At 65.2% G+C, this 23610-nt stretch carries 18 protein-coding genes and 1 pseudogene; 10 read left to right on the top strand and 9 right to left on the bottom strand.

Features of this window, described 5'->3' with window-relative positions:
• The first annotated feature begins 11 nt into the window (after positions 1-11).
• Complete coding sequence (locus GOACH_RS04925; protein ID WP_005171477.1) at positions 12-1097, top strand: NAD(P)H-dependent amine dehydrogenase family protein; 1086 nt, start codon at positions 12-14, stop codon at positions 1095-1097.
• A gap of 19 nt (positions 1098-1116) precedes the next feature.
• Here GOACH_RS04925 and GOACH_RS04920 read toward each other — a convergent pair whose 3' ends face one another.
• Positions 1117-2010 (bottom strand): hypothetical protein, encoded by an 894-nt coding sequence (locus GOACH_RS04920; RefSeq protein WP_005171474.1) that lies wholly within the window; start codon positions 2008-2010, stop codon positions 1117-1119.
• Between the two features lie 98 nt (positions 2011-2108).
• On the opposite strand from GOACH_RS04920, the gene GOACH_RS04915 reads away from it, so the two are divergent.
• Positions 2109-3308 (top strand): aromatic ring-hydroxylating oxygenase subunit alpha, encoded by a 1200-nt coding sequence (locus GOACH_RS04915; RefSeq protein ID WP_005171470.1) that lies wholly within the window; start codon positions 2109-2111, stop codon positions 3306-3308.
• 15 nt (positions 3309-3323) lie between these two features.
• Here the strand turns inward: GOACH_RS04915 and GOACH_RS04910 are convergent, their stop codons facing one another.
• The gene (locus GOACH_RS04910) at positions 3324-3947 is read right to left on the bottom strand and encodes a TetR/AcrR family transcriptional regulator (RefSeq protein ID WP_005171468.1); all 624 of its coding nucleotides are present in this window, start codon (positions 3945-3947) and stop codon (positions 3324-3326) included.
• Between the two features lie 105 nt (positions 3948-4052).
• On the opposite strand from GOACH_RS04910, the gene GOACH_RS04905 reads away from it, so the two are divergent.
• Positions 4053-5231, top strand: a complete 1179-nt coding sequence (locus tag GOACH_RS04905; RefSeq protein ID WP_005171463.1) for a hypothetical protein — start codon at positions 4053-4055, stop codon at positions 5229-5231.
• A gap of 69 nt (positions 5232-5300) precedes the next feature.
• Here GOACH_RS04905 and GOACH_RS04900 read toward each other — a convergent pair whose 3' ends face one another.
• The 4 genes from GOACH_RS04900 to GOACH_RS04885 form a co-directional block, all read right to left on the bottom strand.
• On the bottom strand, positions 5301-6590 hold the full coding sequence (locus GOACH_RS04900) for a lipase family protein (protein ID WP_005171461.1): 1290 nt from the start codon (positions 6588-6590) through the stop codon (positions 5301-5303).
• Between the two features lie 66 nt (positions 6591-6656).
• Positions 6657-7688: a fused (3R)-hydroxyacyl-ACP dehydratase subunits HadA/HadB gene (locus GOACH_RS04895; protein WP_005171460.1), complete on the bottom strand. Its 1032-nt coding sequence runs from the start codon at positions 7686-7688 to the stop codon at positions 6657-6659.
• Between the two features lie 61 nt (positions 7689-7749).
• On the bottom strand, positions 7750-8778 hold the full coding sequence (locus GOACH_RS04890; RefSeq protein ID WP_005171457.1) for an aspartate-semialdehyde dehydrogenase: 1029 nt from the start codon (positions 8776-8778) through the stop codon (positions 7750-7752).
• A gap of 33 nt (positions 8779-8811) precedes the next feature.
• On the bottom strand, positions 8812-10077 hold the full coding sequence (locus GOACH_RS04885; protein WP_005171455.1) for an aspartate kinase: 1266 nt from the start codon (positions 10075-10077) through the stop codon (positions 8812-8814).
• A 321-nt stretch (positions 10078-10398) separates the two neighbouring features.
• On the opposite strand from GOACH_RS04885, the gene GOACH_RS04880 reads away from it, so the two are divergent.
• Positions 10399-11670: a putative hexosyltransferase gene (locus tag GOACH_RS04880; RefSeq protein WP_373279073.1), complete on the top strand. Its 1272-nt coding sequence runs from the start codon at positions 10399-10401 to the stop codon at positions 11668-11670.
• Between the two features lie 541 nt (positions 11671-12211).
• On the opposite strand, the gene GOACH_RS04875 is transcribed toward GOACH_RS04880, so the two are convergent.
• Positions 12212-12886: a TetR/AcrR family transcriptional regulator gene (locus tag GOACH_RS04875; RefSeq protein ID WP_005171451.1), complete on the bottom strand. Its 675-nt coding sequence runs from the start codon at positions 12884-12886 to the stop codon at positions 12212-12214.
• 148 nt (positions 12887-13034) lie between these two features.
• Between GOACH_RS04875 and GOACH_RS04870 the strand changes: the two genes are divergently transcribed.
• Together GOACH_RS04870 and GOACH_RS04865 are read left to right on the top strand one after the other, a co-directional pair.
• Positions 13035-14576: an MFS transporter gene (locus tag GOACH_RS04870; protein ID WP_005171448.1), complete on the top strand. Its 1542-nt coding sequence runs from the start codon at positions 13035-13037 to the stop codon at positions 14574-14576.
• An 18-nt stretch (positions 14577-14594) separates the two neighbouring features.
• A complete protein-coding gene (locus GOACH_RS04865; protein ID WP_005171445.1) occupies positions 14595-15158 on the top strand; it encodes a nitroreductase family protein in 564 nt (187 codons plus the stop codon).
• A gap of 94 nt (positions 15159-15252) precedes the next feature.
• On the opposite strand, the gene GOACH_RS04860 is transcribed toward GOACH_RS04865, so the two are convergent.
• The gene (locus GOACH_RS04860) at positions 15253-15687 is read right to left on the bottom strand and encodes a hypothetical protein (RefSeq protein ID WP_005171443.1); all 435 of its coding nucleotides are present in this window, start codon (positions 15685-15687) and stop codon (positions 15253-15255) included.
• A gap of 274 nt (positions 15688-15961) precedes the next feature.
• Here GOACH_RS04860 and GOACH_RS04855 point away from each other — a divergent pair, with 274 nt between their 5' ends.
• The 3 genes from GOACH_RS04855 (at position 15962) to GOACH_RS04845 (ending at position 21400) form a co-directional block, all read left to right on the top strand.
• Positions 15962-17572, top strand: a complete 1611-nt coding sequence (locus GOACH_RS04855; RefSeq protein ID WP_005171440.1) for an FUSC family protein — start codon at positions 15962-15964, stop codon at positions 17570-17572.
• 204 nt (positions 17573-17776) lie between these two features.
• Positions 17777-19627, top strand: coding sequence for a 2-isopropylmalate synthase (gene leuA / locus GOACH_RS04850; RefSeq protein ID WP_040517779.1), 1851 nt, complete (start codon positions 17777-17779; stop codon positions 19625-19627).
• Positions 19628-20023: 396 nt separating this feature from the next.
• On the top strand, positions 20024-21400 hold the full coding sequence (locus GOACH_RS04845; protein WP_245551820.1) for an FAD-dependent oxidoreductase: 1377 nt from the start codon (positions 20024-20026) through the stop codon (positions 21398-21400).
• Between the two features lie 9 nt (positions 21401-21409).
• On the opposite strand, the gene GOACH_RS04840 is transcribed toward GOACH_RS04845, so the two are convergent.
• A complete protein-coding gene (locus tag GOACH_RS04840; protein ID WP_005171430.1) occupies positions 21410-22285 on the bottom strand; it encodes a LysR family transcriptional regulator in 876 nt (291 codons plus the stop codon).
• A gap of 64 nt (positions 22286-22349) precedes the next feature.
• Here GOACH_RS04840 and GOACH_RS04835 point away from each other — a divergent pair.
• Positions 22350-23605 (top strand): annotated as a pseudogene (locus GOACH_RS04835) (MFS transporter).
• The last annotated feature ends 5 nt before the right edge of the window (positions 23606-23610 follow it).

The raw sequence follows: 23610 nt of genomic DNA, 5'->3' as shown, positions 1-23610 counted from the left end.
AGGTCTCGTCCATGAGCAACTCATCCGCCATTCGCGTATTCCAGGTCGCCACAGGCAATCTCGGCTCCGAGATGATCGGCAGAATCCTCGCGCATTCTGACCTCGAATTGGTCGGTCTGCACTGCTATACCGGAGACAAGATCGGGCGTGACGCCGGCGAGATCGTCGGCCTCGACCCGATCGGCGTCACGGCGACCGGCACCGTCGAGGACATCATCGCCGCTCGCCCCGACGTCCTGACCTTCCACGGAGTGTTCCCCGACGAAGACCTGTACGAAAAAGTACTCGAAGCAGGCATCAACGTGGTCACAACCGCCGACTGGATCACCGGTTACCACCGCGACACCAACTGGCAGCACCCGTCGGGACGCAAGGTCAGCGAGGTCATCGAGGCCGCCTGTCAACGCGGCGGATCGACGTTCTACGGAACCGGCATGAACCCGGGGTTGTGCCAGATCCTCGGCATCGTGCACAGCGCAGACGTCGCCGAGATCGAGAATGTCACCGTCACCGAGTCCGTCGACGTCTCATGCCACCACTCTGTCGACACGTGGAAGGCAGTGGGATACGGGCTACCCGTCGACGATCCGTCGATCCCCGATTCCCTGTACAAGTACACCGCAGTCTTCGCCGACTCCGTGTATCTGATGGCGGACGCCTTCGGTCTCGAACTCGACGAGGTGAAATACTCCTACGAACTCGGCGCCTGCACCAAGGACGTCGACCTCGGTTGGTACTTCCTGCCCAAGGGGTCGTTGGGGGCGAACTACATCAAGTACCAGGGCATGGTCGACGGCGTTCCGCGCGTCGAGACACACCTCGAGTGGCAGATGACGCCACACACCGATCCCGCGTGGGATATCAAGGCCTGCTACATCACTCAGATCACCGGCGACCCGAGTATCTACAGCAAACACATGATCTTCCCGAAAGCCGGAATGGATCTGTCAAAGCCCGAGAACTTCGCATCCATCGGCATGACTGTCACGGGACTTCCCGCCTTGAACTCCATTCGATCGGTCGTCGAGGCCCGTCCGGGCATCATCACGAGCAACGATCTACCCCTCCGCGCCTTCGCCGGCAGATTTGCTGTGTGACGTCAGATCGGCGGCGGTGTCACACGTGCACGCTCAGTAGCACGATGGAGGCATGCCTACGCACGAACGCCCATCGTGACGAGAGCCCACTCATCGCAGCGGGGAGGTCGTCGGCGTCGATGCCATACATCGACGTCGGCGACAGTCGTGTGACGAGTTCGTCGTGAAGCATCGGATGTGCGTCGAGGACTCGCTCGAGTGGCGAATAGTTCAACGGGCCATTCTTGTCTCGCCCCAGATACGGCCGCGCCACCACGTCGAGTGCCTGCTGGTGGGTGAGTGAAGACAGGTCGGCGACGACGAGATCGAGTCGACCCACCCACGCCAGAGTCGACGCCGCTGCGCCGCGAACCACGTCGGGCCACGAGCGGTCCCGAACGAGCGACAAGAGCTCGCAGGCGACCTCGTCCGACACCCGCCCGATGCGATCGAGCAGATCGAATCTGTCATCGAGAGAAGTGCTTTCGCAGATATCGTCGACGCCGACCACGCATGCCGGCAACGTGTCGTCGGGCCGTTCTGCGTCAGCATCGAATTCGCCTCCGACAACGCCGTGTGCAATGAGACGCTCGGCCGCGCTCCGGCATCCCGCGGCGATCGCCGCGTGGAATCCGCTGACCACCGAGGGCCATCCAGCACTGCCCGACCCCGCGTAAGCGGTCAGCACCGCCGCCCAAGCGTCGGCTGACCGGGTCGAATCATGTTGCCATTCCCACTCTTCCGGATGTGCGTCGCCGGCCTCCGCTCCACACACCGCAATCGTCGGGAAGAGTATCAGCAGATCATGGGTGCGGAAATCGTAAAGTACAGCGCGCCGAGGACATGCGTCGGGATGTTGTTGCGCGAATTCGGTCACCGCTGTGACGATCTCATCCCGGACGAACTCAGCGAATCGTTGCCACTCGATGCTCATCACATACCCCGAGGGCCTGAAACATTACCAACATGACTAGACACTAACCGGTGCACGTGTATGGTCGCTATCAGACGATATCGATGAAGGACACTCCGATGACCACCAGCCCCGATGTCACCTCGCTCTACGCACACTCCTCCGCTCCAACGCCACTGGGTCCGCAATTGACCCGCCGCGCACTCGATCTGGCACTCACACACACCACTGACATGGCCCCGGACACGTTGCGTGTGCCGCTGAGTTACTACAACGACGAGAAGCTGCGCGACCTCGAGGAGTCAGCGATCCTCCGCCGGGTCCCCATTCCCGTTCTCGCGACCGCCCAGATCCCGGCACCGTTCGACTACGTCGTGCGCTCGGTTCTCGGCGACTCATTGCTCATCACACGCGACCGCGATGGCACCGCGCATGTGTTGCTCAACTATTGCCGACACCGCGGGGCAATGCCCGCATGCGGTTCGGGAAACTCACGCAGATTCACGTGCCCGTATCACGGATGGGTGTACGACACCGCGGGCATACTCAAGGGAGTACCCGGCGCTGCTGGATTCGAATCCATGAACCGAGACGACTACGGCCTCGTCGAACTGCCCAGCGAGGAGAAGTACGGCTTTGTCTGGGCGGTACTCACCGCCGACGCCGACATCGATCTCGACGACCACCTCGGATCGATGGGCCCAGAACTGGCGCAATGGAACTACCAGGACTTCGGCTATCACGATGAACGGTTTCTGACGTCCGAGGTCAGCTGGAAGGGAGCGCTGGAGGCCTTCGCCGAGGGATATCATTTCCCGTTTGTGCACGGCGAGAGCGTGATCGGAATGAACACCCTGGCCAACACCCACGTCTACGATGAGTTCGGCGATCACCACCGAATCGGTTTCCCGTTCAACTGGATCAACCAACTCGAGGGCACCGAGCCCGCCGACAACTGGGACCCCGTTGCTCAGATGGGGATCATCTACTGGGTGTATCCCAATCTCATCCTCGCCAACAGTCCGGTCGGGGTCGAGGTGATCGACATCCTGCCCGAGAAGTCGGCAACGACCTGCACCGTGCGGCACAGCTGGATGGCGCGCTATCCCGCGACCACCGACGAGCAACGGTCAATGTACGACGAGATCTTCGCGCAGGTGCACGCAGCGGTCCGCGACGAGGACTTCACCATGCTGCCCCAGTGCGGTGAAGGTGTTCGACGGGGACAGCACGACCATATGTTGTTAGGCCGCAACGAGATCGGTGTTCAGCACATGGTCTCGGTGATGGCAGGCAAGCTCGGCATCGCCCTCCATTGACGGTCGCCCGGCGGCTCACCGTACCGGCGGCGCATCAGGCTCTTCCAGGTCGAGCGCCGGCGTAAGCCAGCGTCGAAGGTACGCGCGCAGCTGACCCGGACTCCTGGGCGGGTCAGACGGATACTGCAGGAACGACAACAGAATTCGAAGCATGAACTCGGCGAGGCCGTCGAGCCGCTCGTCGTCGACACCCATTGCAGCCCAGTCGATCGGGAACCGACGCAACACCGACGCCCCGAACCGCATCGCACGCGAGGAGGTCGCCCCGCGACTGAAGACCTCGTTCTCGCCGACCTGTACGAGAAGTCCGATGTGCGGCTCGTCCGGAAGCCGCCCGAGCGTGTAGACAACCGCCTCGGCCAGCGCATCCCGCGGATCGGTGATGTCGGCGACGTGAGCCGTGAGACGCTCGAGGAACTGCTCAGCACCGGCCTCTCCCACAGCAGCGAGAAGGTCGGCCGTCGTGGGGAACACGCGGTAGACGGTCTGCCTGGTCACCTGCAGTTCGACCGCGACGTCGGCGAGCGTGGTCTTGGCCGGACCCGATCGATCGATACACCGCATCGCCGCTGAGACTATCCGCTCACGGGCCTCCTCCTCCGAGCGCGGAAGGTCGCCACCCCAGCCTCGTGTTCTCATCCGTCCATCGTCGCATGTCAGATTCCTGATTCTGGTCATACATATCTGACACAGACGTATGATCAGGGCATCGGGTCACATCCTCGAGAACCCTGAGGTGCACGAATGCAGACATGCACAGCCGAGTACGCGCGACTGTCGGAGACGCTTCACGGCGTCCGGTGCGACGGCAATGCGGTCGTCACGATCACCAATCCCGCAGATCTGGACAACTGGACGCTGCCCGTCATCGAGGCGACTCTCGTCGTCGGAGTGATCGCGTGCTTGGTTCACGCCGTCCGTTGGTACCGATCGCAGCACGACGCGTCGAATCTGGTGGTCTGGTGCAGCGGCATCCTCGCACTGCTCCTCGTCGAGCCGATCGCCTACTTCCCGCAATGGTTCGGTATCGAGGACGAACTCGGACTCACGTTCGCACACAACCTGTTCACGGTCCAGTTCCTCTACGATCGGTTACCGCTCTACATCGTCGCGATGTATCCGGTGTACCTCTACGTGGCGTACACGCTCGTCCAGCGCACCGGGATCTTCTCGCGCTACAACATCTTTGTGTCCGCGGGCTGTGTGGCTTTCGTGTTCCACTGCCTCTACCAGGTGGCAGATGGCCTTGGGCCGCAGATGAAATGGTGGGTGTGGAACCAGGAGGTATCGACGGCCCATCCATCGTTCAGCGGCATACCGCTGTTGAACATGAGCGCCTTCAGCGTGATGCTGCCGTTTGGAATCGCTCTGGTGACCCGATGGCTGTGCACCGTGCCGCACAGGGGCGGCTGGTACATCGTGCGCGATGTGGTGGTGACGAGTGTGCTGGTATGGCCGGTGCTGTTCGTCGGGTCGATTCCGCCGACCATCGTGGATCTGCTCGGCGGTTCGCTGCTCGTCGGTCGCGCCGTGTCCGCGTGGGCATACGTCGCGGTTCTGGCCGTCGTCACCGTCTTGGCCTTCTACGGCGCATACCGCGCGCGCCGAGCCGACCCGGCAGCGCTGCCCGAACCTCTTGCACGCGAGTGGTTTCCGGTGATCTGCTGCGCAATCTACCTCGTGATCGCTGCCGTGCTCTGGATCAGCGCACTACCCGATTACTTTGCCGCGGTCGACGGCGTGGCGCCCAATGGGGGCCGAATCGGACCGCTTCCCTATGCCATGACCGCCTATGTCGTGAGCATCCTGCTGGTGATCGGTTCGTTCGTTGGTCTGCGACGTCATCGACCAGATTCCGCCGTGCCCCGGCCCGTCGTTGACCAACGTGTTGATTACCAGACCGAGACGTCTTCTGCGCCATAGGGATACGAGCCGATTCGTGGCGATGCCCCCGCCCAGTGGGACGGGGGCATCACGATGCTCGTCGTCGAATCAGTTGTTCAGATGCAAGAGAAGATAATTCGTCGCGGGCAACAGTGTGGTGATCATCGGCAATCCATGGTTGACCACGAGGCCGGGGAAGATCGGCGGGATGGTGTTGCTGATCATCTGCACATCAGCACCCTGCGCCCGCCAGTCACGATCGAGTTGCGCGACCTGGCCGTACGGGATGACGTCATCGTTGACACCACCCTCGAGCAGGACCGGCGCATTGGGCTTGAGGCGTCCGATTCGCTGCTCGTCGACGATCTTCTTGACATTCGCATGCCTGTTGATGACCGCCGAGAGTGGCTTGCCGTCACGGGTCCACGCATTGGTTCGCTGGAATCCGAAGGCCAGTCCGGTGTCGGCGATGCACTGCGTCGACAGTTGCTTGAGCGCCTGCCGCCCCCGAGGATTCGTCTCCTGGTCGATGACGCTCTTGAGCTCCGGATACCGGGCCTCGAGACCGTTGATCGCATACCCGATACCGCCCACGATGAATGTGCCGTCGATCTGGTTGATCACCTTCGACAGATCGGCCGGCGGCGCACCGGCGTAGCTGGCCTTCACATTGAGCTCTGGTGCGTACGTCGACGCCAACTCGGCCGCGGACGCCGACGCCCCGCCACCCTGCGAGTAACCGGAGAAGGCGATCGGTGCGTTGGCCGGTGCCTTCTCGACCTTCAGCGCCGCGCGGGCAGCGTCGAGCATGGCCTGTCCGGTCTCGACCCTGTTCACGTAGGTGTGGATGCCGGGCGTGCCCATCCCGATGTAGTCGGTGATCGCGACTCGCACGCCGTTGATCAGCAGAAGATTCATCTCGAGGGCCGAGTAGTTGAGCGCGAGGCTCGGCTTGCTCGGGTCGATGGCCACGGGCAGGCTCATGAGCTTCGATCCCGCGCACTGATCCCCCTGGCCGATGGTGCCCGGTCCGAGGACGACGGTGGGCCGGGGGCCTTTGCCCTTCCACGGTGCTGTCGGCTCGACGACGGTTCCGGTCACCGCCGCAGGCTTACCGTCCTGATAGCGCGAGGTATACATGATCCGCGTCGCCGTTCCCGGCCACTGATTCTTCAGGCCCGGTATCTGCAGCAACAACGGACTCGGCTCACTACGGATGACCGACCCCGGCGATGCGGAGAACTGCGACGGCGGAGTGTAGAAGTCGGCCGCGTGAGCTGGACCGACGGCCGCTGTCGCCGCTCCGAGAGCCAACGCCCCTGCCGTGACCGCGACCGTTGACCGTCGCGTCGCACGACGGACCCGCCTACCTGAGATGAATCCCCGAATTCGTGTCATGGTCGTAACCTACCCCACAGTAACCACGGGGTGTGAGCCAGGGCGCACGAGTGTCGGGAACGCCCGTTATGCGAACCGCACGTTCATGGTGGCGAGGCCGAAGATCTTGCGACCGCCCGACTTCGCGACGATGAGCACGACTCCGCTGCGGGTCTCGGGATCGAGCGACTTGATACGGCCGCTGAACTCGATGACGCCACCCTCGGCCGCAGACACCACTGCCACCTGCGAAAGTCGCACCGAGTATCTGCTCACCGCGCCCGGATCGCCTGACCACGCGGAGACAAACCCGGCGCCGAGCCCCATCGTCAGCATCCCATGGGCGATCACGTCGGGGAGCCCTGCGAGCTTCGCGATGGACTCATCCCAGTGAATCGGATTGCCGTCACCGGACACACCTGCGTAGTTGACGAGATCACCACGCGACAGACGCGCGTTGCGAAGCGGTAGTTCGTCTCCGACAGTCAGTGAATCGAAGTCGAGCGCGCCCGACGTCCGCTGCGCACCTGCGGTCGAAATGACCTGTGCCCCTTCAGGTCGTACCGTCTTGCGGTAGGCGGCATTCGACGCATCGGCAGTCATGATGTTCACGTCGTGCACCATGATGTTGCGGACCGCATCGTTGATCGCCGGGTCGACCTCGTCGGCGTTCACCCCGACAACCGTGGTGTGCATCGTGTGGACGACCTCACCCGCTGTGTCGGTGAACGTGTTGGTGACGGTGAGCAGGTCCCTGCCTGCGACGCGTCGGATCGACGACAGTTCGACGTCGGTGGTGAGTTCGTCACCCGCGACAATCGGGCGATGCTGCTCGAAGACCTGCTCGGTCTGCACATAGGTTTCATAGCCGACGACGACCGATTCGAACAGGTCGCGGTTGGCTGCCATTGCCGGAATCGCCGTGAACGTCAGCGGCGCAACGAGTCCCGCGTATCCGAGTTCGTGTGCGGCGGCCTCGTCACGGTGCGCCGGGTGGTGATCCTGCACGGCGCGCGCATACTCGCGCACCTTCTCCCGACCAACTTGGTACGGCTCGTCGATCTTGTAGTAGTGACCGAGTCTGTCGGCAACCGCCGGGGCGTCTGCTGGTGTTGACATCGAGTGACCCCAATCGGGCGGTTGTGGGCCTCACAGTGCGGGGCCGCAGATGAAGAATCGGCTATCGGACGAGAAGCTCGGCGATCTGAATCGTATTGAGCGCAGCGCCTTTTCGGAGGTTGTCACCCGAGACGAACAGGGCGAGTCCACGGCCGTCCGGAACGCCCGGATCCTGTCGGATACGTCCGACCAACGAGTTGTCCTTGCCCGCCGCCGCCAATGGAGTCGGAACGTCGACCAACTCGACCCCCGCAGCGCCGGAGAGGATCTCGTCGGCCTGGGCCGGTGAGAGCGGTTGCGCGAACTCTGCGTTGATGGACAACGAGTGTCCGGTGAACACCGGCACACGCACACACGTACCGCTGACCAACAGCTCCGGCAGGCCGAGAATCTTCCGAGATTCGTTGCGCAGCTTCTGATCCTCGTCGGTCTCCCCCGACCCGTCGTCGACCAGGGAACCGGCCAGCGGCAGGACGTCGAAGGCAATCGGCGCGACGTACTTGTTCGGCGCGGGGAAATCGACAGACGATCCGTCGTACACCAGCTTCTCGACGTCGTCGATCACCGCGCGCGACTGGCTGGCAAGTTCGTCGACGCCCGCCAGGCCGCTTCCCGACACCGCCTGATACGACGAGACGATCAAGCGCTGCAGGCCTGCGGCGTCGTGCAACGGCTTGAGGACGGGCATGGCTGCCATGGTGGTGCAGTTGGGGTTGGCGATGATGCCCTTCGGCGGGTTGTGCGCCAACTCGCCGTTGACCTCCGAAACCACCAGCGGCACATCGGGATCCTTGCGCCACGCCGACGAGTTGTCGATGACCCGCACGCCTGCGGCGGCGAATCGTGGCGCCTGCTCGCGCGACATCGTGGCACCGGCCGAGAACAGCGCGATGTCGAGTCCGCTCGGATCAGCGGTAGCCGCATCCTCTACGACGATCTCACCATCGCCCCACGGCAGCTTCTTGCCCGCCGACCGCGGCGAGGCGAAGAACCGAACCTCGTCGGCGGGAAAGTTCCGCTGCGCCAACAGAGTTCGCATGACGCCGCCGACCTGCCCGGTGGCTCCGACAACTCCGATACGTACGCCCATCAGTGACATCTCCCGTCGCTTCGCTCGCCCATGTCAGCGCCCCGTTCCTGCGTAGACAACGGCTTCTTCCTCGCCACCGAGATCGAACGCCTCGTGCAGTGCGCGCACGGCGTCGTCGAGCTCGGTATCGCGGCACAACACCGAGATTCGGATCTCCGACGTCGAGATGAGTTCGATGTTGATTCCGACGTTGCTCAGTGCCTCACAGAAGGTGGCCGTGACACCGGGATGACTCTTCATACCGGCTCCCACCAGCGAGACCTTACCGATGTGGTCGTCGTAGAGCACCTCGGTGAAACCGATCTCCTCCTGCAGCTTGGTGAGCTTCTCGACGCCCAGCGGGCCAAGCTCGCGCGGGAGGGTGAAGGTGATGTCGGTCTTGCCGGTCTCGACCTTGGAGATGTTCTGCAGCACCATGTCGATGTTGATCTCGGCGTCGGCGACCGCTCGGAACACCTTGGCGGCGTACCCCGGCTGGTCGTCGAGGCCGACGACGGTGATCTTGGCCTCGCTGCGGTCGTGTGCGACACCGGTGAGAATCGCTTCTTCCACGGGAATGTCCTCCATCGAGCCGGCAACGAGTGTGCCGGGTTTGGTCGAGTACGACGAGCGCACGTGAACGGGAACGTTGTATCTGCGGGCGTATTCCACGCAGCGCAGCATCAAGACCTTGGCGCCGCATGCGGCCATCTCGAGCATCTCCTCGAAAGAGACGGTCTCGAGGCGACGGGCGTCGGGCACGATCCGCGGGTCGGCGGTATAGACGCCGTCAACATCGGTGTAGATCTCGCAGACGTCGGCCTCCAGCGCTGCCGCGAGCGCGACTGCGGTGGTGTCGGAGCCGCCACGTCCGAGCGTGGTGATGTCCTTGGTGTCCTGGGAGACGCCCTGGAATCCGGCGACCAACACGATCTTGCCGTCGTCGAGTGCGCTGCGAACGCGGCCCGGGGTGACGTCGATGATCTTTGCCTTGCCGTGACTGCTGGTGGTGATCACACCCGCCTGCGAGCCGGTGAACGACTGCGCCTGCGCGCCGAGCGAACTGATGGCCATCGCGACGAGGGCGTTGGAGATGCGTTCACCCGAGGTGAGCAGCATGTCCATCTCGCGGGCCGGTGGGGCCGGGTTGACCTGTTGAGCGAGGTCGAGGAGTTCGTCGGTGGTGTCGCCCATCGCGGACACGACCACCACCACGTCGTTCCCCTGCTTCTTGGTCTCGACGATGCGCTCGGCGACACGGCGGATGCGCTCAGCTGTCGCAACCGATGATCCACCGTATTTCTGCACCACGAGTGCCACGTAGATAACCTCCCGGCAGGGTTCGACGTCGGGTTTTCTTCCTTGACTGCCGAGACAACCTTACCGACGGCGTTCCGACCGGCCACGGCGTGGTGGTGCGGGACGCCTCAGCCGTGCTGTAGACCACGCGAGTCACCTAACATCGCTGTGGTGACGAGCGAGACCGACGTCGGAGAGGCGAAGAGCCAACGCCGTGCCAGGAAGGCGGTTGTCGAGTCCCGCGCGACGCGCCGCGGCGGGTCGGCGGGTCGGGCCACGTCTTCGCCCGAGCGGACCACAGGTTCCTCCGCAGACTCGGCCGCCGAGTCGTCGGATCGTCGGATCGTCGAGTCACCCGGTGGGCGGGCGGGTGCGTCGAAGGAGAGTCGGGTCGAGACCGCCGAGCGAAGTCGCCACGACGACTCCCTGCCCTATTGGGTGTCGGCGGTCGGTGTGTTCATCGCGATCCGGATCGTCGGGCTGCTGGTGCTCGGGCGGTTCGCGCAACTGCGCGAGACAAGCGTCGGAAACGCGTTGTCGGCGTGGGATGGCAAGTGGATGCTCGCCATCGCCGAGCACGGCTACGGTGACGTGCCGTACTCGCTCACCGACGCTCGCGGCCTACACACCGCCGACACTGCGTACGCCTTCTTCCCGGGGTACCCGTACCTGGTCGGCTGGATCGCCAAGCTTCCGCTGGTCACTCCGTTCGGTGCGGCGATCTCACTCAACGTCGTGCTCGGCTGCCTGACCGCCGTCGGGGCCGCGCGGCTGGGAGCCGACTGCGTGCGCGCCATGGGCACCCGGTCGCCACTGACCCGCGGGACGGCGGTCGACCCGGAGCGCGTCGGCCTGTATCTCGTCGCGATCCTGGCCGCGACGCCGATGTCCGTCGTGCTCAACATGGCCTACACGGAGGCGTTGTTCTGCGCGCTCACGGTGTGGGCCTTGGTCGGGGTACTCGAACGCAACTGGATGCTCGCGGGAATCGCGGCGTGTCTCGCGGGGACCGTGCGACCGACCGCCGTCGTCATCATCGGCGTCGTCATGCTCGCCGCAGCGATGACGCTCGTGCGCGATCGCGATGCCCGCTCGTGGCGATCCCGTCACGGCAGTGGTGCGTACCTCTGGCTCGCCCTCGTCCTCAGTCCGCTCGGATATCTCGGCTACCTCGCGGTCGTCTGGGCCCATACTGGTTCACCCACCGGCTGGTTCCGCATTCAGACCGAGGGCTGGGACACCAGAATCGACGGCGGCGTCGTCACCTTCAACTTCGTCAACGACGCTCTGGTGAACTCCGGCGAGGTCGCCTCGGTCGCGACGGCGTGGATCATCATCACGACGCTCGTGATGGTCGTCGTTGCCTTCTGGTCCCGACTGCCGTGGCCGGTTCTGCTGTACGGAACATTGATCGTGGCGTCGATCGTGCTCTCGAGCGGGCTGATGATCAGCCGACCACGACTACTGCTCCCCGCGTTCGTCCTGCTGCTGCCGCTCGCCATCGCGCTGGCGCGGCAGAAGACCTCGGTCGCCATGGCCGTCGTCGTTCCGATGGTGATCGGCAGCGCCTGGTTCGGCGCCCACATGCTGACGGTGTACCCGCACGCGATGTGAGGCCGGGGTTCGGGGTTGAGCCGCACGCGGTGTGGCGTCGTAGTTCGGTTCGGGTGGGGGTCCGGGGCGTCGAGTTGTTTCCGCGGGTTTCAGCGGGGCGGGCGGGGCTTCTCCGCGGGTTTCAGCGGCCGTGCGGGGCTTCTCCGCGGGTTTCGGCGGGGCGGGCGGGGCTTCTCCGCGGGTTTCAGCGGGCGGGCGGGACTCTTCCGCGAGATTCAGCGGGCGAGCGGGACTCTTCCGCGAGATTCAGCGGGCGAGCGGGACTCTTCCGCGAGATTCAGCGGGCGAGCGGGACTCTTCCGCGAGATTCAGCGGCCGTGCGAGACTTTTCCCCTGGTATTGGTCATCTCCCCTAAAAACAACCAGCGCAAAGGCACAAAAGCCGCGGAAGAAACCCTTCCCCTACTTTTCGCCGCGCCACGCAGCCCTTCCCCCACTTTTCGCCGCGCCACGCAACCCTTCCCCTACTTTTCGCCGCGCCACGCAGCCCTTCCCCCACTTCCAGCGCCAGCAGGCCGTGCACCCCCGGCGCGGGCACCCGCTACGACGACGCCGCTCTCGCCTCGAAGCCCGCGCACAGGTAGTCGATGCCTGCGTCGAGCAACGCGCGCGGATCGTTCAACCGCGCGGCGTCGGGAGCCTCGGACAACGTCGACAGTCGGGTTAGCCGTGACTCGACTCGCCCGTCGATGAGTTCGGCCAGTCCACTCGAACGCTCGCCGGGTGTCGCATCGAGTAGCTGCTCACTGACCTGCACCAACGCGATTCCGTTGACGTAGTTCCACACTGCGAGCGCCATCTCGGTCGCGGTGGTGATGTCGACGCCGAGGTCGGTGAAACCCGCGGCGAGCCAGTCGAGACCTTCGAGTGCGTCGACGCCGAAGCTGTACCGGGGCGCGGAGTAGGCCAGCACCACCCAGGGATGCCGTCGGTAGAGCTCCCAGTCGACGTCGACCGCGATCGCAACCCGCTCCCGCCACGTCCACGGCCCAGGCTCGTCGACGGGGTACGGAAATCGACGACCGATCTCCTCGGCCATGGCCTCGAGCAGCGCGTCCTTGTCGGCAATGTGCCGGTAGAGCGACATCGCACCCACCCCGAGTTCCTCGGCGATGCGCCGCATCGACAGCGCGGGCAGTCCATCCCGATCGGCGACGTCGATAGCGGTGTCGACGATGACGGCGGACGTGAGCTTGGGCGCTCGATCGTCGGTCACCGTTTCTCCTCGTCTACGGGGAATAACTCACTTGCGTACAGCGTACTCATGACCGTACCGTCGATGCGTACGGCGTACGCGTGTGCCCTCACAGGCCGCTTGCCACGCCACTCGCATCCACCTGAACTGTCGAAGGAGAGCAGTAGTCATGTCCGTCCGCATCCGTCCGTCCGAGAAGCGCACCCGCGAACAACCGGGCGCCGATCGACGCGCGTGGTGGGGACTGGCCGTACTGACCCTCCCGGTCCTGCTGGTGTCGATGGACTTCTCGGTCCTCTACCTCGCGATTCCCGCGATCACCGACGCCCTCGATCCGAGCGCGGCGCAGCAGTTGTGGATCCTCGACATCTACGGCTTCCTCATCGCCGGCCTGCTCATCACGATGGGCAACGTCGGCGACCGCATCGGCCGCAGGCGCATACTGCTGGCTGGTGCCGGGCTGTTCGGTATCGCCTCGGTGATCGCCGCATTCGCCCCCACCGCAGGCATCCTGATCGCGGCGCGTGCCCTGATGGGCGTCGGCGGTGCGACGCTGATGCCGTCGAGCCTGTCACTGATCGCCAACATGTTCCCCGACGCCAAGTCCCGCGGTCGGGCGATCGGCGTGTGGACCGCGGCGTTCGCGGGCGGCTCTGCCATCGGACCGGTCGTCGGAGGCGTTCTGCTGCACCACTTCTGGTGGGGCGTCGTCTTCCTGATCAATGTGCCGGTGCTCGCCGTGCTGTTCCTGCTCGCGCCCAAACTCATTCCGGAGTATCGCGCAGGGACAGGTGACCCGTTCGACTTCGTCGGTGTCGGTCTCTCCCTGCTCGCGATCCTGCCGGTGGTGTACTCCATCAAGACCATGGCGTCCGAAGGCGTCACCGCTCCCGTTGCTGCCATCGGCGTTGTCGGCGTCGTGATGTTCGCGATCTTCCTCGTCCACCAGCGCAGCATCGCCGCACCGCTACTCGACCTCAAACTGTTCAAGAACGTGCAGTTCAGTGCAGCGGTGTCGGTGGCACTGGTCGGAATGATGGCGCTCGGCGGCATGTCGTATCTGACGGGCGTCTACCTGCAATCCGTGCGTGATTTCGACGTCCTCGACGCCGCTCTAGCCGGACTCCCGATGGCGATCGCCGTCGCGGTGTTCTCCATCGGGGCCACGCGGATCGCCGGCCGCGTCGGGATGCGCACCGCATTCGTCGGGTCTGTCGCACTGGGCGTTGTCGGCAACCTGGGGCTGCTCTGGTTGACGACGTCGAGTCCGCTCTGGGTCTACCTCGTGTTCACCTCGATCGCGGGTATCGGCTACGGCATTCAGTTCTCGCTGGTGTCCGACGTCGTCGTCGGATCGGTACCCGCGGAGCGCTCAGGTGCGGCGTCGGGCATCTCGGAGACCAGCTTCGAGCTCGGTACGGCGCTGGGGCTGGCACTGCTGGGCTCGCTCGCGACCCTGATGTTCCGCGAGCACAACGACGGCTGGTCATTCGGCGACACACTCGGCGAGACCTTGCACCGCTCGCACGACATGGGGCCTGCGGGCGCCGAACTGGCCGACGCCGCCAAGGAGGCGTTCGTCAGCGGTATCCATGCGGCGTCGCTCGCCGCGGTGATCGCACTCGGAGTACTCGGCGTGATCCTCGCGATGGTCATGCGCACACCACGAACCGTCAACCAGCTCGAACAGACGCAGTCACCGTCTGCCTGACGCAGTACCGTCGGCACGGTGCATGAACTGATCAGTCAACGCTGGAGCGCCCGAGGCTACGACCCGAACGCAACCGTGTCGGCCGACGAGGTCCGCGAGATCCTCGAGGCCGGCCGGTGGGCGCCCACCTGGGGCAGGATGCAGCCGGTGCGATTCGTCGTCGGACTACGTGGCGACGCGACGTTCGACGCCTTGACCGCCACACTCAACCGCGGCAACACAACGTGGGCCCCGACCGCGGGAGCCCTGATCCTGTTGTGCACCACCAACGATCCGTCGGATCCGAAACCCGACCTCTACGGCGGCGTCGACCTCGGCCTGGCGTTGGCGCAGATGATCCTGCAGTGTGGGGCACTCGGCCTCAACGGCCATCCGCTTGCCGGGTTCGACAAGGAGTCAGCGACAACAGCTTTCGACATCCCGGCCGACAAGAAGCCACTGGCGATGCTCGCCGTCGGCCATCTCGCCGACCCGTCGACGCTGGCTGCCGAGATCCGCGAGCGCGACGAGCGGCCACGCGAGCGGCTGCCCCTCGAGGAGATCGCGTTCAGCCGACGCTGGGGCGAGCCGTTCGAAGGCTGACGGATCGCGGTGGATACACGCGCTTCTGACAGATGCGCGCGGAGCTTTCCGTGCACGTGTCAGATGCACGTGTATCCACTCACCGTTCGCCGATTTAGCCGGAGCAGGTCTCCAACGCCTTCTTGATCGCGGCGCGATGCGCGACACGGTCCTTCTTGGCAAGGCCATGGTCGCGGAGGAAGTTCTTGATCTGCGCGCGCTCGGGATGCCTTTTGTGCATTTCCTCGCGGCGCTGCTTGCGCTGCTGCGGGGTCAGCACGATCGTCTTCTCGAACCGCTCCTTGGCACGCGGATGCGACTCGATGTCCTTCCACAGCGCCGGGTCCTCCTTGGCCAATGCCTTCTCCACTCCGGCGAGCGTGCACTTGGTACCGGGAACCGGCGTCGTCTGCGCCGGCGCCGGCTTGGCGGGATGAGCAGCAGGAGCAGCGTTGGCCACTCCGCCCGTGGCGATCGCGCCGGCGACGCCCACACCGGCCAACGCCAGGGTGATCCGACGCGTCGTCGCTCCGGTGAACAAACGTGACATGTGTCTCTACCTTTCTCGGCACCCACTCGCTATCGAGCGCGACGGCCGACGTTCCGACGGCCCCTCGAAGCAAACCCCCAAAAGCTAAGCGGTACCTGAGAATTCGCAGTGCGAACACCCAGTAATGCTCAGGCAAAGAGACTTTCAGCCGACGCCAAAGTACTATTTGCGCCCCTGCGATCCGACAGAACGGGCAGAACCCCCGTCGCCGAGTCGGTCGCCCGGCAAGGTGCGGCCACTCGCCCGCCCGCACACTCCGACCTACTGTTGAGCGGTGCACGTCCCGCAGCCGCCACCACGACCCCGGGCCACCCGCATACTCTTCGCGATCCCCGACATTCGCGGACGCTGGCCCGCGGCCATCCGAGCGGGTCTCGCGTTCGCGATACCGGCATGCGCCCTACTGGCAGCGGGCTACGAGCGTGACGCCCTACTCGCGGCACTCGGCGCATTCGCGGTCCTCTACGGCGAGAAGCGTCCTTACCGTGTGCGGTGGCGGGTGATCACGCTCGCAGCCCTCGTGTTGATCGCCGCCGCTGCCGCCTTCGGACTGCTCGGACACTTCGCGGGCCCCCGACCGGGCGCAGTGGTCTCGCTGCTGGTGGTCGTTGCTCTCGTGGCCTGGGCGTCGGCGTCGGTGTTCGCCGTCAACGCCATGCGTCTCGGGCCGCCGGGACCATTCTTCTTCGTACTCACAGCGTGCATCTCGTCGGTGGTGACCAGACACGGCGTCGACGTCGACGCGCTGGTCGTCGCGACCTGCGCGGGTGCGCTGGGCTCACTCGTTGTCGGCATGGCCCCCGCACTGTGGCGTCCGGACGGCCCGCAGACCGCGGCAACGCTCGCCGCAATCGAGACGATCGACGCCTACCTCGCCGACAATCAGTCCACCGACCCTGCGCGTCGGCACGGTGTGGCCATGTCGACACTCAATGCGTGGACCGTCCTGCACGACGCCGCTGCCACCGACACCCCTCTGGCACAACGACTCTGGACATCGCTGCATCAGTTCCACGTCGCGCCGCCGGGTCCGCTCTCGCCACCGATGCGACGGCCGCCGGTACGGCATCGCCTGGCCGCCGCGCTCCACCGCTACAGCCATGCACGCGTCACCACCACTCGCGTCGCGATCACAGCCTTTGTCGCGGGAGCGGCGTCGCTCGCCATCGGCCTGTCGCGGCCCGACTGGGCGATCCTCGGCACTGTGCTTGTCCTGCAACTGGGCCCCGACCGCATCCGCGGCGTGGTCCGTGCCACCCACCGGCTGGCCGGGACAATCGTCGGCCTGGTGATCTTCGTCGGACTCCACCACCTCGGTCTCACCACGGTGTGGCTCGTCGTGGTGATCACGGCGCTCAACGTCCTCATCGAACTGACAATCGTCGGCAGCTACGGCATCGCAGTCTCGTTCATCACCCCGCTTGCCATGCTGATGGGCACCCCCGACTCCGACATCACCATCCCCGTCCGAGATCGATTCCTGGAGACGCTGCTCGGCGTCGGACTGGCTGTCGCGGCTTTGCTGTGGCTGCTTCCCCGCGCGCATCGTCACACATGGGCGCGTGCCGACGCCGACGTCCTCGACAACGTCGACCATCTTCTCGACGACTCAGCCCACTCTCCGATCGGCTCCGACCACATGCTCGCCGTACGGCGCGATCTGCAGTGGTCACTGCTCGAAGCCGAGATGAGCGCAACCGACAGCGCCGGTGACGAACCCGAGTGGGCCGCGCAACGGTGGCCGCGGCACATTGCGCTCTGTCGCGTCGGCTACGAGGCCCTGGACTGGTGTTACCGCACCGATCCGTCATCACCGATCGCGCCGGGAATCCGCAGCACCCTGCGTACGCACCGCGCCGTCGTCCATGCCCCCGAGGACCCCTGACATGCGGGTTCACCGACTACTGCAGTCCGTCGGCCGATCGGACCACATTTGATCGACGCCGGACCCGGGGAGTACATTCACCTACATGCAGCGTGCACTCCTTCTCGGTTGCCGCGGCGGGGTCTGACGACCGGCCCTCCGTCGCGGGGCCCCATCACGCGCCGGTCACTCCCCACTCGAGACCTACTTCGGAGATTGACCACCATGGCACCAGCAGACACTTTCACCTCGGGCGCAAGCCGCATCGTAGAACCGGCGGGCCCGATCCCCGCAGGACAACCCTCGTGGAACCCGCAACGCAGTTCCGCGATGCCCGTCCACCGCTACCGGCAGTTCGCCGACGAGGTGGAGAAGATCTCGATCCCCGACCGCACCTGGCCCGACAAGGTCATCACCACGGCACCGATGTGGTGTGCCGTCGATCTGCGCGACGGTAACCAGGCCCTGATCGATCCCATGAGCCCCGCCCGCAAGCGCCGGATGTTCGAGCTGCTCGTCCGCATGGGCTACAAGGAGATCGAGGTCGGCTTCCCCTCGGCGAGCCAGACCGATTACGACTTCGTCCGCGAGATCATCGAGGACGGAGCCATTCCCGACGATGTCACCATCCAGGTACTCACCCAGTGCCGCGACGAACTGATCGAGCGCACCTTCGAGGCGTGCCGTGGGGCGTCGAATGTGATTGTGCACTTCTACAATTCGACGTCGGTACTCCAGCGGCGCGTGGTGTTCCGTGCCGACAAGTCGAAGATCACCGAGATCGCGACGCACGCAGCGCACAGGGTGCTCGAGGAGCAGCAGAAGTACCCCGACACCAATTGGCGCTACGAGTACTCGCCGGAGTCCTACACCGGCACCGAGTTGAGCTACGCCAAGGAGGTGTGCGACGCGGTCAGCGAGATCATCGCTCCCACACCGGAAAAGCCACTCATCATCAACCTGCCGGCCACCGTCGAGATGGCCACCCCCAACGTCTACGCCGACTCGATCGAGTGGATGAGCCGCAACCTCGAGCGTCGCGACTCGATCATCCTGAGCCTGCATCCGCACAACGATCGCGGAACTGCTGTTGCCGCAGCAGAACTCGGCTACCAGGCGGGTGCCGACCGCATCGAGGGATGCCTGTTCGGCAACGGTGAGCGCACCGGCAACGTCTGCCTGGTCACCCTGGGCATGAACATGTTCAGCCGCGGCGTCGATCCGCAGATCTCGTTCTCCGACATCGACGAGATCCGACGCACCGTCGAGTACTGCAATCAGCTCGGTGTTCCCGAGCGTCACCCCTACGGCGGCGACCTGGTCTACACCGCGTTCTCGGGCAGCCACCAGGATGCGATCAACAAGGGCCTCGACGCGATGAAGGTCGACGCCGACGCCGCCGACTCCGATGTCGACGACATCCTCTGGCAGGTGCCATACCTGCCGATCGATCCCAAGGACGTCGGGCGCAACTACGAGGCCGTCATTCGCGTCAACAGCCAGTCGGGCAAGGGTGGCGTCGCCTACATCATGAAGGCCGACCACGGCATGGACCTGCCGCGACGCCTGCAGATCGAGTTCAGCCGCGAGATCCAGAAGATCACTGACGGCGAGGGCGGCGAGGTCTCGCCCAAGGAGATGTGGGACGTCTTCGCCGACGAGTACCTGCACCCGATTCGCCCGCTCGAGCGCATGCGTCAGAAGGTCGACGCGTCCGAGGTCGACGGCGGCGACGACCACATCACGGCCGTGGTGAAGGTCGACGGCGCCGAGAAGGAGATCTCGGGAAGCGGCAACGGACCGCTTGCCGCGTTCGTCGACGCGCTCTCGACCGTCGGGTTCGATGTCCGCGTGCTCGACTACGCCGAGCACGCTCTGACCGCCGGTGGAGACGCGAGTGCTGCGGCCTACGTCGAGACCGAGGTCAACGGCGAAACCGTGTGGGGTGTCGGCGTCGCGTCGTCGATCACCACCGCGAGCCTTCGTGCCGTGGTCTCGGCGGTCAACCGCGCCTACCGCGTGACCGCACCCGCGCCCGAGGAAACCGACGCCGCGCCGCGTACCTGGGCACCGTAACCTCCCTCTCTCACCGATGAACTCACGGAGACGGTGGGTAACCCCCGCCGTCGACCGTGCCCGGCATGGGCCGGAACCCCTTGTGCGAACGGGCGATCCTCGTCTCGCGCGGGTTCCGGCCCATTCCGTCATTCGCGACGAATTCGCGGAGATCCCACCGAGAATGCGTCGCCCGTACCATTTGTGAAGCTCGCTACGTTAGGCCTGGTCAGCGCGACGTCGTGCGCGAACGAGCGGAGCATGGGAGGTATGCAGACAGTAGTTCTCCTGGTCTCTGTGCTCGTCGCTCTGCCGCTCATGGTTGCGGGGATCGGGATTGTCGTCGGTAAGGCCGTGTGCACCGACCACTGACCTCCCACGAGCGTCGGCTGACGCAGCGCGGGTAGCGTGACGCACGTGGAACGCATCGTCGTGGTCGGGGCGGACGCCGCCGGAATGAGCGCCGCTCACCAGGCGCTTCGAACAGCAGAGGTGACCGGCCGCGCCATCGAGGTGGTCGCGCTCGAGCAGACGTCGGACACCTCGTACTCGGCCTGCGGTATCCCCTACCTCGTCGGCGGCCTCGTCGATTCGGCCACCGACCTCATCGCACGGAGCGCGCAGCAGCACCGAGAGCTCGGCGTCGATCTCCGTATGGGGATGACGGTCACCGCCATCGATCGTCAGCGGAAGGTCGTCTCGGCGACGTCGGAGTTCGACGAATCGTCCGAGATCTCCTACGACCAACTCGTGTTGTGCACCGGCGCGCAGGCCATCATTCCCGCGTGGGCTCGCGACAGCACCGGCGCGTTGATCGAGGGCGTCCACCCGGCCAAAACCCTTGACGACGCACGCTATTGGCTCGACCTGATCGCTGGTTCAGGTCGTCGAGGAGTGGTGATCGGCGGCGGTTATATCGGCGTTGAAATGGCGGAAGCATTGGCCGAGCGTGGCTTCGACACGACCCTCGCCACGCGTACCAGGGTGATGAGCAAGCTCGACCCGGAGATGAGTGATCGCATCGAGGACGGCATGCGAGCCGCAGGCGTCACGGTCTTGACCGACACAGTCATCGCAAGCGCCGAATCCTCGAGCGGCCGGATTCGCTCTGTCACAACGGTTTCCGGGGAGAAGATCGACGCCGACGTCGTGGTGCTGGCACTGGGCGTCCGATCGACGACGGCGCTGGGTGCTGCTGCGGGATTACCGATCGGAGTCCACGGCGGATACCTTCCCGACGACCATCAACGCCTTGCCGACGGTGTTTGGGCAGCGGGCGATTGTTGCGAGTCGGTCGACAGGATGACCGGCGAGCGGATCTTCGCGCCGCTGGGCACACACGCCAACAAGCAGGGGCGGGTGTGCGGTTTCAATCTGGGCGGCGACGAGACCAAGCGCTTCGCCGGGGTCCTGGCAACGGCGATCACCCGATTCTCGACGGGCCCAACCTATCTGGAGATCTCGCGCACGGGCATGAACACCGAGGTCGCCGCACGATTCGGGCATGACGCCCTCACGCTCATCACGCACAGCGACACCGCAAGCGGCTACATGTCCGAGGCCACACCGATCACCGTGCTGCTCACCGCAGACGCCACGACTCGACGCATCCTGGGTGCGCAGATCGTCGGCGGAGCGCAATCAGGTAAGCGCATCGACACCATCGCGGCAGCGCTGTGGGGCGAGATGACCGTCGACGATCTCGCCGAGATGGATCTCGCCTATGCACCGCCGTTCGCGACGGTCTGGGAGGCAGTGCAATTGGCCGCCCGCCGGGTTGCCGAGCGGATGTGACACTGTACTTCACACCTCGACGGCACCGAGCGCCACGACGAAGTCACGGAACCGCGACGATACGTCGCTCAGTGGTCGACCACGAAACCAGGTCAGTCCGATCTCACGCGATTCTCCTGCGAGCGGGATGAGCTCGACGCCGGGGTGTCGCGCCGACTCCTCGACGGGAACCACCCCGACGCCGAGGCCCGCGGCGACAAGCCCGGACACCGTCGCCAGTTCCGACGACTCGAACGCGATCGACGGGGTGAGATCGTTTGCCGCACAGATCTCGTCGAAGATCCGTCGCATGCCGTAGCCGTGCTGCATCACGACGAACTCCTCGTCGGCAGCCTCGACGATGCCGATCTGATCACGTCCTGCGAAGCGGTGCTCGCGCGGAACAACCAGTGCAAGCTTCTGCTCCGCGACGCGCGCCCACGCCATATCGGTCCGCATCGGCCGGGGCGCGACGACAGCGAGATCGGCCTCGCCGTCGACGACGTGCCCGACGACCGTCGCCGCGGCATCCTGGGTCAGCGTGAATCGAGCTTCCGGATTCTCGCTACGGAAGCCGCTGATGAGTTCGGGCACCAGTCCGAGCCCGAAGGAGTGCAGGAACGCCAGCCGCACGGCGCCGCGTGCCGGGGCGCGCATGTCGTCGAGCTCGCGTCGCCCGGCCTCCAACTGCGACGCCGCACGCCGCGCGCGATCGAGGTAGGCCCGGCCGAATCGGTTGAGGACGAGTCGTCGACCATCACGATCGAAGAGCGCGACGCCGAGGTCGCGTTCGAGCCGGCCGAGGAACCGCGAGAGCGTCGGCTGCGAGGAATGCACGCGATCGGCTGCCGCGGTGAGGTTCTGCGTCTCGGCGATCGCGATGAACCAGCGGAGATCGTCATACATAGAAAGCACTCTACCTGCCGCTATTCATTTATGAATTAGTTAGTGCTGAAACATTCATTTCCACATAGCTGCTGCATCGGCAACAGTGGATTCAGTGACAACCACCGCCCTCCGCTCCGCAGCCACCGAGCCCGTCAAACACGTTCCCGGCTCCCCCGGTTATCGACGCGCGACGCTGTCGCTGTTCGCGGCGGGCATGACCACCTTCATGGCCCTGTACTACGTCCAAGGGCTGCTACCGCAGCTGTCGTCGCACTTCCACGTGTCCCCGACGACCTCGGCGCTCGCGGTCTCCCTGACGACCGGCCTGCTTGCCGTCGCGATCATCCCTGCGAGTGCGCTGTCGGAGCGGTATGGCCGGGTCCGGCTGATGGTCGGGTCCGCAGTCGCGGCGTCGGTCATCGGACTACTGCTCCCGTGGGCGCCGTCGATGGAGTTCCTTCTCGCCGGTCGCGCGCTGCAGGGCCTGCTGTGTGCCGGAGTACCCGCGGTGGCCATGGCGTATCTCGCCGAGGAGGTCGACGGCGGCTCGCTCGGTGGGGCGATGGGTAAGTATGTGGCGGGCACGACGATCGGCGGACTGGTCGGGCGCCTCATTCCAGGCTTTGCAGTCGACGTGGTGTCGTGGCAGTGGGCGCTGGAGGTCGCGGCAATCGTCTCGCTCGTGTTCGCCATCGCGTTCTGGCGCATGGTCCCTCGTTCGCAGTTCTTCACTCCGCAGCCCGTCTCGCTGCGCGCCACAGGACGCAACCTCGTTGGGCATCTGCGTGATCCGGGACTTGTGTCGTTGTTCGCACTGGCCTCGTGCTCATGGGCGGTTTCGTCACCGTCTACAACTTCGTCGGATACCGGTTGCTCGGTGCGCCTTTCGGACTCCCCGCGGGCGTCGTCGCGGCGATCTTCCTGATGTACCTCGCCGGGACCGTGTCATCGGCCTGGGGTGGCCGCCTCGCCGACCGCCTCGGACGACGTCGCGTACTGGTGTCTTCGACGTCGATGATGTTGGTTGGCTTGCTGATCACACTTCCCGACCACCTCTGGTCAGTGGTGATCGGGCTGTTCTTTTTCACCGCAGGGTTCTTCGCCGCACATTCCGTGGCAAGCGGTTGGGTGTCGGCGCGGGCGACCGAGCACCGCGCAGAGGCGTCGTCGCTGTATCTCTTCCACTACTACCTCGGCAGCTCGGTAGTCGGAGCGCTCGGCGGGCTTACCTACTCGGCCTTCGGCTGGGCCGGGATCACCGCCTATGTCGGGATACTGGCAGCCCTCGGCGTCCTGCTCGCAGCGATGCCTCGACGGCGCCGGGCTACCACGGCCTGACCCCG

The organism is Gordonia aichiensis NBRC 108223, assembly GCF_000332975.1.
Lineage (GTDB): Bacteria > Actinomycetota > Actinomycetes > Mycobacteriales > Mycobacteriaceae > Gordonia > Gordonia aichiensis.
Note: the sequence above shows the minus strand (reverse complement) of the source record. Positions and strands in the feature narration are given on the sequence as shown.

What these genes read in the sequence shown, in the direction of transcription:
- GOACH_RS04925 (WP_005171477.1), top strand. Translation starts at nt 12, where the DNA reads ATGAGCAACTCATCCGCCATTCGCGTATTCCAGGTCGCCACAGGCAAT.
- GOACH_RS04920 (WP_005171474.1), bottom strand. Translation starts at nt 2,010, where the DNA reads ATGAGCATCGAGTGGCAACGATTCGCTGAGTTCGTCCGGGATGAGATC.
- GOACH_RS04915 (WP_005171470.1), top strand. Translation starts at nt 2,109, where the DNA reads ATGACCACCAGCCCCGATGTCACCTCGCTCTACGCACACTCCTCCGCT.
- GOACH_RS04910 (WP_005171468.1), bottom strand. Translation starts at nt 3,947, where the DNA reads ATGAGAACACGAGGCTGGGGTGGCGACCTTCCGCGCTCGGAGGAGGAG.
- GOACH_RS04905 (WP_005171463.1), top strand. Translation starts at nt 4,053, where the DNA reads ATGCAGACATGCACAGCCGAGTACGCGCGACTGTCGGAGACGCTTCAC.
- GOACH_RS04900 (WP_005171461.1), bottom strand. Translation starts at nt 6,590, where the DNA reads ATGACACGAATTCGGGGATTCATCTCAGGTAGGCGGGTCCGTCGTGCG.
- GOACH_RS04895 (WP_005171460.1), bottom strand. Translation starts at nt 7,688, where the DNA reads ATGTCAACACCAGCAGACGCCCCGGCGGTTGCCGACAGACTCGGTCAC.
- GOACH_RS04890 (WP_005171457.1), bottom strand. Translation starts at nt 8,778, where the DNA reads ATGGGCGTACGTATCGGAGTTGTCGGAGCCACCGGGCAGGTCGGCGGC.
- GOACH_RS04870 (WP_005171448.1), top strand. Translation starts at nt 13,035, where the DNA reads ATGTCCGTCCGCATCCGTCCGTCCGAGAAGCGCACCCGCGAACAACCG.
- GOACH_RS04860 (WP_005171443.1), bottom strand. Translation starts at nt 15,687, where the DNA reads ATGTCACGTTTGTTCACCGGAGCGACGACGCGTCGGATCACCCTGGCG.
- leuA (WP_040517779.1), top strand. Translation starts at nt 17,777, where the DNA reads ATGGCACCAGCAGACACTTTCACCTCGGGCGCAAGCCGCATCGTAGAA.
- GOACH_RS04840 (WP_005171430.1), bottom strand. Translation starts at nt 22,285, where the DNA reads ATGTATGACGATCTCCGCTGGTTCATCGCGATCGCCGAGACGCAGAAC.